Below are 13,517 nucleotides of genomic sequence, written 5' to 3'. Positions count from 1 at the left end.
ACACTACGAACATACAGCACATAAAAAAAGGCTATCTCCAGCAAGAGATAGCCTTTTTATTTAATCATTTGTAACTATTTACTTCAATTTCTTTACTCCCATACTATATAAAGTAAAGGCCTGTAAATCAACATGCTCTTGAATCTGTTGTGCAATGGATTTTCCGGCTCCGTGTCCTGCATTCGTTTCAATTCGAATTAACATTGGGTTACTTCCGTTGTTTTTCGCTTGTAACTCTGCCGCAAACTTAAAGCTGTGTGCAGGAACCACACGGTCATCGTGATCTCCTGTTGTTACCATTGTTGCAGGGTAAGCTTCTTCTTTTACATTGTGTAAAGGCGAATACCCTTTTAAATATTCAAACATTTCTTTGCTATCCTCAGCTGTTCCATAGTCATACGCCCAACCAGCTCCTGCTGTAAACGTATGGTAACGCAACATATCCAATACACCTACTGCAGGTAAAGCTACCTTCATTAGGTCCGGACGCTGTGTCATCGTAGCCCCAACAAGTAATCCTCCATTTGATCCTCCTTTGATTGCTAAGTAGTCAGATGAAGTGTATTTATTGTCAATTAAATATTGAGCAGCAGCAATGAAATCATCAAATACATTTTGTTTTTGCATTTTTGTACCTGCTACGTGCCAAGCTTTTCCATACTCACCACCACCTCTTAAGTTTGGTACAGCATATACACCTCCATTCTCTAACCAAATGGCGTTGGCAATACTAAATGACGGTGTTAGACTGATATTGAATCCACCATACGCATATAACATTGTTGGATTTTTACCGTTTAATTCCGTTCCTTTTTTGTACGTAATAATCATCGGTACTTTTGTTCCGTCTTTAGAAGTATAGAACACTTGTTTTGACTCGTATTGAGACGAATCAAATTTCACTTTCGGTTGTTCATATACTGTCGAAGCTCCATCTTTTACATCTAAAGCATAAATTGTTCCGGGTGTGATATAGTTGGTAAAGGAGTAGTACAACGTAGTATCTTCTTTTTTCCCACCAAATCCACTTGCAGTTCCAATACCAGGTAATTCGATAGTTCTTATCTCTTTTCCTGAATAATCGTATTGCTTTACCATAGAAACCGCATCTTTCAAATACGAAGCAAAAATATAACCACCTCCTTTTGATGGAGATAATACATTTTCTGTTTCTGCAATTAAATCCGTCCAATTGGCTTGTTGTGGTTTTGTTACCTCAACAGTTACAACGCGTGAATTAGGTGCTTTAAAGTCTGTTTCAATATACAATTTCCCATCTTTGCTATCCAAAACACTACTGCTGCTATCAAAATTGTTTACCATCGTAACAATCGGGCTATTTGCCTTTGTTAAATCTTTGATATACAATTCATTTCCATACGTAGAATTAGCTGCAGAGATGATTAAATATTGGTTATCTCCTGTTACAGAACCTCCTACATATCGTCTCTTTTGATCTTTACCAAAAATTAACGCGTCCTCTTTTTGAGCAGTGCCTAGCTTGTGGTAGTACAATTTGTGCTGGTCTGTTTTAGCAGATAACTCACTTCCTTCTGGTTTGTCATAACTTGAATAGTAGAATCCTTCATTTTTAAACCAAGAAACTCCACTAAACTTCACATCGACTAAAGTATCACCAATTACTTCTTTTGTTTCTGCGTCAATGACGATTACTTTTCTCCAATCACTTCCTCCTTCAGAAATAGCATAAGCTGCTTTACTTCCGTCTTCAGAGAAATCAATGCTTCCCAATGAAGTTGTTCCGTCTGTAGAGAATTTATTTGGATCCAAGAATACCTCTTCTTTTCCCGCTTCGTCTTTGCGGTATAAGATGGATTGGTTTTGTAACCCATCATTTTTGAAAAAATACGTGTATTTTCCTTCTTTAAATGGCGCACCAATTTTTTCATAGTTCCATGCTTCTTCCATTTGTTTTTTCAATTGATCACGAAATGGAATTTGAGCTAAGTACCCATACGTTACTTCATTCTGTGCTTTTACCCAAGCAGCAGTTTCTTCGGAACGATCATCCTCTAACCAACGATAAGGGTCAGCTACTTCAACCTCGAAGTAGGTATCCACTACCTCTCCTTTTTTTGTGTCAGGATATTGAATATCTGCCACTTGTTCCTTTGCTCCTTCATTTTTACATGAAATAATCAAAGTTGCTACAAGAAGTGTCATAAGCGATTTTCTCATACTAAATATTTCTGTTTTTAAATTCTGTGAAAGTAAATATATTAATAATAAATGCAAAAGCAAGGCATTACACCTTGCTTTCTTCAATTAAAAACCAATTAAGGTCGGCTACTTAATGTGTGTGATTATGGTCATCGTGGTCATGATCATGATCGTGATCGTGGTCTCCACCGTCTCCTTCTCCTTGTGGGACAATTTCAATATTGCGGAATACCATCGTCTGATTTCCTGCTTTGTCTAACACCTTCACCACAAAGTGGTACTTACCTGGAGTAGCATCTGCAGCAATAATAATTTCATGGTGATGAACATCATCATTCTTTTTACCACCCAAATCCCACGTCTTATTATAAGCAAACGGTTTGGTATCCACAGCTAATGTACTGATGGCATGTGTATGATTTTCTCCTGAATGTCCATGTCCATCAAAGTTATTGTGGATGTCAACATTGTACGACCCCAATCCTTCATTATCCGATACTTCCATATCAAAGTGGATATCTTTTCCTACTTCTAATTTCGCACCTTCTTTTGGTGCTATTAAATTTACTTCTGGTTTTTGTGTATCTGTGCTGTCATCACTTGAACATGATGTAAATGCGAACGCACTTACCATTGAAATTACCGCTAAATATTGTATTTTTCTCATTGTTTTAAATTTTTATTTGATCTAACTTTTCTCTTGGTATTATTTTGTTGTTGCCTATTGACTAACACCAGGAGGGTGGGCCTCGATTAAAGTAAAACCAACGATCGGGTTGTTCTACTTCTTTATTTTGTTGTAAAACAATTGATTTATTTACTAGAAAGAAAACAACCTCAATCCAGCAGGTGGGGACTTCTATCGCTGGATGAATTTTGAAAAGATACTGGTCGCAATAGTGTACTTTGCTTCCATCGATCCATTCTAGCTTGCTGTTTCTTTTTCCAAATTCATGTTCAATGACAACATAATGCAGTAGGTTGCTTAGTAAGGGTATAAAAAATACAATTAATAAAGCAACATATTTACTACCACCTATGTTCCTGTTTTTCATTAAAAGGGTATTTGAATCATTAATTGAATCGATCGACCTAATTCAGGGATACCGAGTGGTCGATAAAAGCTCATATGGTTCAGTATTTTTGCATCAAAAATATTTGTTGCCGTCAAGCTAGCTTTGGCTTCTACTTTCCCTAACTGAATAACGGAAGATACTCCTGCACCATAGCTTTGGGAACTTGGCGTAATATCTTCGCCTTGTGCAATTCGCTTTTGCTCCGCATACCATTTTCCGTTGACAAACACTTCAGGCGTTTTGAATATGCGCCAATCATTAAACGCATAACTTACTTGCCCAAAAAAGTTTGCTGGAGTGGAAAAAGGCAATGGGTAATTACCCTTACTTCCATTAGATAGCTGTTTGTTGTATATAAACTCAAAGACTCCTTCCACGTTTAAACGGTCAAAAAAACGTTTTTCAGCTTTCCATTCAAAGCCTGTAATCAATGCTTTGGATTGGGTATATTCATAAATCTGTCCGCTATCTGGTAGGATTGAAAACGTCCCAGTTGGTTTTAGAAAAATATAGTTGGTAAAATAGTAGGCATAAGGGCTCAGGGTTGTAGTGAAGCTACCATTTTGATACGTTGCTCTAAAATCAAATGCCACTCCTTTCTCTGGGTCCAAATCTGGGTTTCCCTTTTCATGACGGAATGCGCCATGGTGTACACCATTAGACGCGAGTTCGATAGCTGTGGGAAATCTAAAATTTGTTCCTACGGTAGCGGCGAGGCTTACGTTTTCTGTCCAATCGAATTTGGCACCAATCATTGCATTAAAACTGCTAAAATCGCGATCTTGTTTTACACTGCGTTGTGCATAGGTCGCTGCTGTTTCGATTGTTTGTCCTCGATCGATTAAGTAATCATAGAGGATATCATCATAAAAGGGCTTCACGTGCACACTAGCATAATCGGCTCGAATACCTGCTTCCCAAGTGATACGTTCATTGACAAAATACTCATACATTCCAAAAGCGCCTACCCCTATTTTATTAAACTTCGGCAGTAAGAATCCATATCCACCGATGGTGTTATTCTGATAGTTCTGTTGTACACCAAGCGTCAACTTATGTTCATTGCTAAATAGATGCTCATATTTTACTGCAGCATCAAAAGTATTTAGCACAAACTCCAGCTCCAAATTTGGATTTGATTCAGGTGGGGTTTGATTGGAAAAATGTGAGTGAAACAAGCTATTCTCTTGTCTTTTATTACTTTGAAAAGCAAGTAAAAGACTCAATTTCTGATTGGCATTTATATCCCAAGTGGCTGTATTAGTCACTTTAAAATGGTTGACTGCCTGATTGGGTAGTTCCACATTTCGGTGGTTACCATCATCTGCTACCGCTGCTATATTGGGAATTCCATGCGCACCTGGAAAGAAACCACTTTTGTCGTATACATTACTAATACTCAATATATTTTTGAAATTCGCATCAACGTAGCCAATTTGTCCATAAAGAGCAAGGTTATTTCCAGCTGTATTTTTCATTCGCCCACCTTCGATTGGGATGAGGGTATTGAGATAATCAATTTGTTTTATTGGTACGCGATAATCACCATAATCCTGACCGGTTACTTTCAACTTATAAAAGAAACGTTCTCCCCTTTGTTTCACTTGTACAGAGGCTCCGATGGCATCATTAACTGATTTTCCATACACGATGGCTTTCCCATCAAATGAATGTACTTGGGGTACTTTTTCATTGTTAATTTTAATCACGCCACCAATAGCATCACTCCCATATTCAATAGCACCAACACCTTTGATTACCTCGACTTCTTCCGTACTAAACGCATCAATTTCCAGTCCATGGTCGGCTCCCCATTGCTGTCCTTCTTGCTTGGCTCCATTTTCTGCCACCGCTACACGGTTAAAGCCCAAACCGCGAATCACCGGTTTCGAAGCTCCTGCTCCTATATCCATGGAATTCACTCCTGCTACAGATTCTAGTGTTTTCGCTAACGAGCCTGCAAATTTTTCAACGAGCTGCTGATTTGACACTTTATCCACGTGTTGCACGCTGTGTTTGGCCTGACTTGCCACCACTACTTGATCTAATAGGGTTGAACTTTCCTTTAAATGCAAATCCAGTTCTTGATCACTTTGTAGGTCTATAGTTTGCGTTATGGTTTCATAACCGAGGTAAGAAACCACCAATTGATAATTTCCTTTTTTCAGAGGTTTGGCCTGAAATCGCCCTTTCACATCTGTCATAAAGGCCTGATCTTCAAGCGTAATAGTTGCGCCAATTAAGGCTTCTCCATGATAGTCTGATACTCTTCCTTTGAGGGTAAACGCTTGTGCAAGCATCCCCATAGAGCACAACAGAACCATCCATGTACATAGCATTCTCATTGTATCTTATCTGATTTAATTAATAAAGTGGTTGTTAAACAAGGGATTGTCTAACAAAATCTAGTAATTAAGCCAGTATTGGAGGGGCGCGAAGGGAATAATAAACGTGAGATAAAGGCGTAAATAGTAAGATTACCACCTCTTGTGATTGTTCAATTGTTTGGTAGACGATAGATTGCCATTCGACATAGACAGGTTCTAATCCTGAAGTAGGAATGCTATCACAAACAAAACAATGATCAGTATGCCCGTGATCTTCGGTTAGTTGAACCCCGTTTCGATCACTGCGATTTTCTGTATAATGGGCATGAGAACGGTGTTCTTGCTCATAGGCCACAGCGGTAGAAATATGTTGATAGCTATGTACCAATTGGAATACGGTGGTAAACAAAAATGCTACCACTAACAATACTCTCGCTATCATTTTTTTTCTACTCATACGCAACAAAGATAGTACAGAATATTTAGTTCTTCCTTTTTTTTATCGTTTTTTTATCTACATCCCCAATTGGTCATCTATCTATTTCCTCTCTTGCTCTTGCCTAGTCAGGCATATATCGAGATTATTGATTCGGTTTTCTGCTCCTATTTTTATTAAATACAAGAGTTTTCACTTCCGTTTTCTTTCAATCATAATAATTTACTAACGATTAGTTGATTTTGAAGAAACACTAGTAAAACCAAGCCATCTTGAGAAGAGTCTTCAATTTTACCAAAAATAGTCGATTCAGTCTTTGAAAAGAATATAAACTCCCTACTAAAAAGGAATAAAGCATAAGTTATTGTCAAAATTAATACGATTTCTCTAACCACATTACAAAAAACGCTTTTTCAAAAAAGAGGTATTTCAATCAATCAAATATCGTATTTTTAACAATTAACGCCTTTTTATAAAACAAAATTATCTTAACATTAAAATAATAAGCCAAAAAGCTTTTTTATCTTTGTGTTTCGTCTAAATTTCAACGTAATGAACAGCAAATTGCTCGGTAGCATTTTAATTATTGCAGGCTCTTGTATTGGAGGAGGAATGCTTGCTATGCCCATCACATCAGCTAGTGTTGGTTTTTGGGGAACTACTTTATTGCTGTTTATTATTTGGTTTGCCATGTGCTATACGGCATTACTCATGGTTCGTATTTACGATTACAACGAATCCACAGCTGGGTTTAATACCTTAACGAAGAAATACGCGGGTTCTTTTATCAATAAACTCGCTGGGTTCAGCTTGATGTTTTTGATTTATGGGTTAACGGCAGCCTATATGTCAGGAGGAGGTACCATTCTCAAAACAAATATTGATTTATTATTTGACACAAATTTCAATACACGTACTGCTATTGTGCTTTTTTCTCTTTTGTTTGGAGGCATCGTAGTGATTGGTACCCAATGGGTCGATTGGCTTACCCGCGGTCTATTTATTGCCAAACTCATTTTCTTGGTTTTACTCGTTGCTTTGTTGTTTCCTTTTATTCAACAAGCAAATTTACTACATGCTCCGTTGTCCCTTGGTCTAACTATAACTGCTATACCAGCTATTTTCACCTCTTTTGGATTTCACGGCAGCATTCCCAGCATTGTCAACTATCTTGGCGGTAATAAGAAACAATTAAACCGTGCATTTATTTTGGGAAGCTTACTTCCCCTACTCATCTATTTGATTTGGCAAGTCGTTGTCCTCGGTAGCTTAGATCAAACACGATTTATGCAAATACTCCAGGATAATTCTGAACTAAGAGGATTGATTCTTAGCATTCGTGAGATGACTCATTCTACAAATATCGAAACGCTGTTCAGTTTATTTGCTGCCACTGCATTGGGAACTTCCTTTTTGGGAGTAAGCATCGGGCTATTTGATTATTACAAAGATGTATTAAAAGATAAAACAAAAGGGATAACCACGTTAACTACAGCAGGGTTGCTAACCTTTATTCCGCCGTTGTTATTTGCCTTATATTACCCTGAAGGATTCATTCTTGCTTTAGGTTATGCTGCAATAGCAGGCGTAATCTTAGCTTTGTTCATCCCTCAATACTTATATCTAAAAGCAATGAGGTATCACAAACAAAAAATTGGAATCATTCAACTGACGCTAATTAGCCTCATTTTTTTACTCTCGATTCTAATTATTTACGCCCAGCTAAAAATTGCCTTACAACACTAAATAAAACAAACATAAAAACAAACACTTTACATCAATCATGAGAAACATAAACTCCCTCGTTTTCTTGCTGGTTTTATTTAGCAGTCTGGGCACCTTTGCACAGACGGAACTCGATCAAGCGAACGATACGCTAGAAAAGAAGAAATTCTTTGAGCGGATTGTACACTATTTTGAAGAAGCAAAAAAAGATAAATCTCAAAATAAATTTGACATTTCCTTTATTGGAGGCCCTAGTTATTCCGTAGACACTAAATTAGGTTTAGGCCTCGTTGCTTCAGGCTTATATCGTTTAGACCAAGAGAATATGGAGCTTTCTCCTTCTAACGTATCCATTTACTCTAATATTACCACGAGTGGTTTTTTTGCCATAGGCATTGAAAATAGCACCATTTTTCCAGAAGACAAGTTTCGAATCAATTCCGATATGTCCTTTACTTATATGCCTAGCAAGTACTACGGAATTGGCTATGACGCAGGAGCTTCAGGAGCGTATTCGAAATACAATGAATATCGCCTATCTTTAAAAGCGGATTTCCTAGCCGAAGTGGTAAATAATGGATATGTTGGTTTTACATTTACCGCCCAGAATGTCCGAGGAAGTGATTTTGAAAAAGTAACTTTCGAACCCCAGGAAAACCTAACGACGACCTTAGTGGGTGGTGGGTTCATCTTTTCGTATGACACCCGAGATTTCATTCCCAATCCCAACCAAGGAGTTTTCCTCCAATACCAACAGACCTTTTTCTCACGCACCTTAGGAAGCAATATCCACTTTAGCCGCATTGAAACAAGTGCACGCTACTTTCAACAAGTAGCGCCTAAGACGATTTTGGCCTTTGATGCCAATGGAATTTTCAACAATGGTGATATTCCATGGAATATGATGGCGCAATTAGGAGGTCCACGACAAATGCGAGGGTATCTCTCTGGACAATATCGCGATAGAAAGGAACTCAATACTCAGGTGGAGCTCCGTCAGAAAATATACAACCGCCATGGACTTGTAGTTTGGGGAGGTGTTGGCACCGTTTTTAATCAATTCAAAGACGTCAACTGGAATGAAGCCTTACCTACCTATGGTATTGGTTATCGATGGGAGTTCAAAAATCGAGTAAATGTCCGTTTTGACTACGGAATTGCCAAAGGACAAAGTGGCTTCTACTTTAATATAAACGAAGCGTTCTAAGACTATTTTTATGCGTGAATTTAAACAAAGAAAAAATCTATTAGGCCGATTAAGTGCAAATGCTATAGCCCTGTTCTATATTTACTTGGTAGTAAATATGGTTCCCTCGGTGTATTTCGCCTTATTTCAACCCCTCAATTTCATGGGAAAAATAACAGTATTCTTATTTCCCTTGAGTTTATATCTCCTTGTTTTTTCGTTGTTTAAAAACATGGGACGCACCCAAGTGCTCCTTTTTCCGGTACTGTTTATTCACGCCTTTCAAATCGTATTATTTTATTTGTTTGGTGAAGATGTCATTGCGGTAGATATGTACCTCAATGTAGCAACAACTAACACCTCAGAAATAACCGAATTACTAGGAAGTTTACTACCTTCTATTGCCTTTGTCTGTATTTTGTATATCCCAACACTTATTTGGGCTATTCTCCAATGGAAGAGAAAGCTATTTTTACCCAAATCTTTTCGCCATAAGGTCTTCTATACGGGAACAACAATCTTAGTAAGCTCATTACTCCTAGCTCTAGGCGCAAAAAACCTCAATCGCAATACCTTCGCTTTTACGGTAGATGTTTACCCAATTAATGCGTATTATAATTTAAATTTTGCTATCCAGAAATGGAAAAAAATTCAGGCATATCCTACGACATCTAAAGACTTTACCTTCGAGAGCCAAATGGAGAAAAAAGAGCATAAACGCGAGATATTTGTCCTTCTAATTGGAGAAACGAGCCGAGCGCACAACTGGCAAATTTACGGGTATAATCGTCCCACCAACCCCTTGCTATCTCAACAAAAAAACACGGTCTTCTACCAAGATGCCCTAACTCAATCCAACACCACCCACAAAAGCGTATCCATGATTCTATCAGATGTAAACGCTTCCAATTACCAGGATATTTACAAGCGAAAGGGAATTGCACATGCTTTTAAAGAGGCAGGTTTTACGACGATTTGCCTCTCCAATCAGTCGGAGAACAACTCTTTTATTGAGTATTTTACCAAAGAGGCGGATATCTATCAAACCATTCGCACCACGGATCCGAAAACCCATTTAACAGTTAATCGTCCTGATGAGGATTTGATCCCGATTATGATGAATTTAATCGAAAAAACGGCAGGAAACCTCTTTATTATTCTACACAGCTATGGTTCGCATTTCAATTACAAAGAGCGATACCCATCCGCCTATCAAAAATTTACACCCGATAATCTAACTGCCGTTAGCCGTCGACAAAAAGAACAGCTGGTTAATACCTATGACAACAGTATTTTGTACACGGATTATTTTCTTGATTCTACCCTACAAGCCTTGCAGCAATTGGATACGCCCGCAATGGTTCTGTATACTTCTGATCATGGAGAGGATTTATTTGACGATGATCGTGGATTGTTTTTACATTCCTCACCCACACCATCGTACTATCAGCTACACATTCCCTTTTTCCTGTGGTTTTCAGATTCTTTTGTTGAAACCCATCCCGAACACTATACATGGGCACAAAAACGTCAAGCAGACCCGATCAGTACACACGTAATTTTTCATACCCTACTTGATGCAGCAACCATACAAACACCCTACCTCAGACCGGAATATTCCCTGGTTAACCCCCAGTTTAAAACGATGCCTCGCCTTTATTTAAATGATCATGATTTAGCTGTTCCTTATCAACAGATGAATTTAAAAACGGAGGATTTTGAACAAATTAAAAAATTGAAATTAAAAAAATAAGATATGAAAACGTATTTACAAATGTTCCTTTTTATTGTTGGCTTTTTGTTGTCTACAACGCTTTGGGCACAAAAAGAGCGTTTCGAATTACTTCCCTTTGGAAATATGAACCAATGGCAAGTACGCGAGATTAAAGAATCTTTATTAATAGGTGGTAATACACGCTATCTATATTCCATCAACGACAGCAAGGATACCCTTAAAAACAATATTCCTTATAAAAATACGCGTTCTCCCTGGGCTACTTCTTCTGTTTTGGCCGTTGTTAGTGGTATAACCAAAGGTAGCGTAACTGTCTTTCCAGAAAAAAGAGGCAGTGGCTATGCCGCGCGTTTGGAAACTAAAGTTGAACGTGTCAAAGTACTAGGCGTAATCAACATCAATGTATTGGCTAGTGGAACAATTTTCCTTGGTGAGATGATTGAACCCATTACAGATACTAAAAACCCACAGAGTAAATTGATTACAGGGATTCCCTTCACCAAAAAACCTAAAGCCCTACAGTTTGATTATAAGGTAACAACAGGTGGTAAATCCAGCCGAGTAAATGGGATGGGTAAAGGAACAGCACTAAGTCAAAATGACAAGGCTGAGATTCGCGTTTTACTACAAAACAGATGGGAGGACAAAGATGGAAAAGTACATGCTAAGCGCATAGGAACCGCTTGGCTCAACCTCACTACCACAGAAAAGGATTGGAAAAACAACTTCCAGTTAAAAATCAACTATGGAGATATTCAAAACCAAGCTATTTACAAAAAAGAAATGGCGCTTCGCACTGGTGAATTCACTGATTATACCCGCAACAGCAAAGGTCAAATGACTCCCATTATAGAGGAAGGCTGGGGAAATGCTAGTGATCCTGTCACACACCTTATCGTTCAGTTCTCTTCGAGTAATGGAGGTGCTTATATTGGAAATGAAAATAGTCGATTATGGGTAGATAACATAGGTTTAGTGTATGAATAACGTGATGCGTACACACTAAACCGTCAACCGTTAACTAAAAAAGGGAAATGAGCACAAAATACTCATTTCCCTTTTTCATTACTATAGAAATTCAATCATAAATAAATGAGAAATTCAAGAATATCTCATTTTTTACGTCTCGTTATTCACTAAAATTTTCTTTCTCCTGCTTTTGGATCTTCACCAAATTCATTTGGCCCTGCTGTTCCTTCAAGGCAAGCGAAATAAAGCAATACTAAAGAACCAATTCCTGTTAATAGCAATAAAAGCCACCAACCGCTTTTTCCTGTATCGTGCAAACGACGTACTAAAACTGCTAAAGAAGGTAATAAAACTGCTAAACTATAAATATAACCTGTAAATCCTACGCCTATCATTCCAAGAATCATATCCACGATTCCTAAAATAATTGAAATAATCACACTTACTAAGGTAAATGACCAAAATTCTGTTCTTCTTGCTCTCCCGTTAAAATCAGTATAATGATTTTTCAGGATATTGATAAAATTCTCTTTTAAAGTAGTAAAATTCAGTTCCATTTTCTTTTTTTTTATGTTTTATGGGGACGAATGTACGTATTCTTTCCCAAAATAAACTAAAAAATACCATAAACTTCACTATAAATAGGGAGAAGTTGATAGGAGTGGATGAGAGTTAGGTGAGAGTTAAGTGAGGGTTGGATGAGAGTTAGGTGAGGGTTGGGTGAGGGTTAGGTGAGGGTTGGGTGAGGGTTGGATGAGGGTTGGATGAGGGTGAGGTGAGGGTTAGGTGAGGGTTGGATGAGGGTGAGGTGAGGGTTGGGTGAGGGTTAGGTGAGTTTTTTTTTGTGCACTACTTACTGTCAACCGTTAACCGTAAACTGTCAACCAAAAAAAAGACATCTTGCAGGATGTCTTTTTGGTACTAAAATGATCTAATATTATTATTTTCTAATACTGTCATGGCTATGCGTTTCAACTCCACCATTCCATAAGGTCAGGATATCGGTTGCAACAGCAGCGCCACTTCCAGCTGCAATAGCAAGTTGACTGCGGTGTCCCGCTAATGTACCTGCTACATAAATCCCTTGGGCAACAAGGTGATCTATATTTTTCAATTGAATTCTATTCTTTGAGGGAATAGATTTTTTGTGTGGTTCCACATAATCCAGTAATCCCTTTATGGCAAAAGTATTGCTTGAATTAACAGCAACTACCACCATACGCGCCACATAATCCGTTTTATTGGTTTCAATTGCAAACAATCCTTCCGCATTTCTACTGATGTTGGTTGCCTTTTCCCCTTCTATTTGTGTAACGTTAGAATAAATTTTCAAATTTTCTTTAGCTTGCGTAAGTAAATCACTTCCTAAAGTGCCTGGTTGAATTCCGAAAGCATTATTAAAAACAGCATCTTGTAACATACTTGCCTTTTGATGCATCACTATCCCAATGTTTTTTCCTTCCATAAAGGCTTTCTTCCCTGCACTTCCCAAAACTTGTGCACAAGACACACCCGATACGCCACCTCCAATAATTAAAACATCATAAATCATAACAAGCGATTTATTTCGTTTTTTCGTCAATTAACTTTGAAGTTCTGTAAATCAACAGAATACAAACTGCGCATAAAAGTGCTACAATACCAATTATAGCAATCAAACTGTCCCCTTGAAATAAGTTATTAAAATCAAGCATTGTGATATTTAATACAATTAAGGCAACAACAAATGCAATAATAATGTAACTGAATATTTTCATTATTTCTAAAAAGATTTTAATTCTATTGTCCGAAAGTACAAAATAAAAATCACCTAGACAGCTCTTTAACATTCCTATTATATAATTTAACAGCGCAACAAGTCGTCACTTCCCCTTCTTTCACG

At 37.7% G+C, this 13,517-nt stretch carries 11 protein-coding genes; 4 read left to right on the top strand and 7 right to left on the bottom strand.

All coding sequences use genetic code 11. The features are described from left to right. Positions 1–78 precede the first annotated feature (78 nt). The 5 genes from ACLJX0_RS02825 to ACLJX0_RS02805 all read right to left on the bottom strand — a co-directional run bounded on the left by ACLJX0_RS02825 (position 79) and on the right by ACLJX0_RS02805 (position 6,026). A complete protein-coding gene (locus ACLJX0_RS02825) occupies positions 79–2,184 on the bottom strand; it encodes a prolyl oligopeptidase family serine peptidase (protein WP_410878306.1) in 2,106 nt (701 codons plus the stop codon). 127 nt (positions 2,185–2,311) lie between these two features. Continuing rightward, on the bottom strand, positions 2,312–2,848 hold the full coding sequence (locus ACLJX0_RS02820) for a DUF4625 domain-containing protein (RefSeq protein WP_410878213.1): 537 nt from the start codon (positions 2,846–2,848) through the stop codon (positions 2,312–2,314). A 61-nt stretch (positions 2,849–2,909) separates the two neighbouring features. Further along, positions 2,910–3,236 (bottom strand): hypothetical protein, encoded by a 327-nt coding sequence (locus ACLJX0_RS02815; RefSeq protein ID WP_410878211.1) that lies wholly within the window; start codon positions 3,234–3,236, stop codon positions 2,910–2,912. Continuing rightward, positions 3,236–5,602, bottom strand: a complete 2,367-nt coding sequence (locus ACLJX0_RS02810) for a TonB-dependent receptor (protein ID WP_410878210.1) — start codon at positions 5,600–5,602, stop codon at positions 3,236–3,238. The genes ACLJX0_RS02815 and ACLJX0_RS02810 overlap by 1 nt, the downstream gene beginning before the upstream one ends. A gap of 67 nt (positions 5,603–5,669) precedes the next feature. After that, a complete protein-coding gene (locus ACLJX0_RS02805; RefSeq protein ID WP_410878208.1) occupies positions 5,670–6,026 on the bottom strand; it encodes a DUF2946 domain-containing protein in 357 nt (118 codons plus the stop codon). A 546-nt stretch (positions 6,027–6,572) separates the two neighbouring features. Between ACLJX0_RS02805 and ACLJX0_RS02800 the strand changes: the two genes are divergently transcribed. Genes ACLJX0_RS02800 through ACLJX0_RS02785 form a run of 4 tightly spaced genes read left to right on the top strand, consistent with a single transcriptional unit; the run spans position 6,573 to position 11,653 of the window. Then, positions 6,573–7,766: an aromatic amino acid transporter gene (locus ACLJX0_RS02800; RefSeq protein WP_410878206.1), complete on the top strand. Its 1,194-nt coding sequence runs from the start codon at positions 6,573–6,575 to the stop codon at positions 7,764–7,766. A 37-nt stretch (positions 7,767–7,803) separates the two neighbouring features. After that, complete coding sequence (locus ACLJX0_RS02795) at positions 7,804–8,952, top strand: BamA/TamA family outer membrane protein (protein WP_410878204.1); 1,149 nt, start codon at positions 7,804–7,806, stop codon at positions 8,950–8,952. 10 nt (positions 8,953–8,962) lie between these two features. Continuing rightward, a complete protein-coding gene (locus ACLJX0_RS02790) occupies positions 8,963–10,684 on the top strand; it encodes a sulfatase-like hydrolase/transferase (protein ID WP_410878202.1) in 1,722 nt (573 codons plus the stop codon). A gap of 3 nt (positions 10,685–10,687) precedes the next feature. Further along, positions 10,688–11,653 (top strand): PCMD domain-containing protein, encoded by a 966-nt coding sequence (locus tag ACLJX0_RS02785; RefSeq protein WP_410878200.1) that lies wholly within the window; start codon positions 10,688–10,690, stop codon positions 11,651–11,653. Positions 11,654–11,802: 149 nt separating this feature from the next. Here ACLJX0_RS02785 and ACLJX0_RS02780 read toward each other — a convergent pair whose 3' ends face one another. Both ACLJX0_RS02780 and ACLJX0_RS02775 read right to left on the bottom strand, forming a co-directional pair. Further along, entirely contained in the window at positions 11,803–12,192 is a 390-nt protein-coding gene (locus tag ACLJX0_RS02780; RefSeq protein ID WP_410878198.1) for a DUF805 domain-containing protein, read from the bottom strand. A 383-nt stretch (positions 12,193–12,575) separates the two neighbouring features. Beyond that, on the bottom strand, positions 12,576–13,187 hold the full coding sequence (locus ACLJX0_RS02775) for an FAD-dependent oxidoreductase (RefSeq protein WP_410878196.1): 612 nt from the start codon (positions 13,185–13,187) through the stop codon (positions 12,576–12,578). Positions 13,188–13,517: the final 330 nt, after the last annotated feature.

This window comes from Myroides sp. DW712 (assembly GCF_046557355.1).
Taxonomy (GTDB): domain Bacteria; phylum Bacteroidota; class Bacteroidia; order Flavobacteriales; family Flavobacteriaceae; genus Flavobacterium.
The sequence above is the reverse complement of the archived record's forward strand: the minus strand, read 5'-3'. Positions and strand labels throughout refer to the sequence as shown.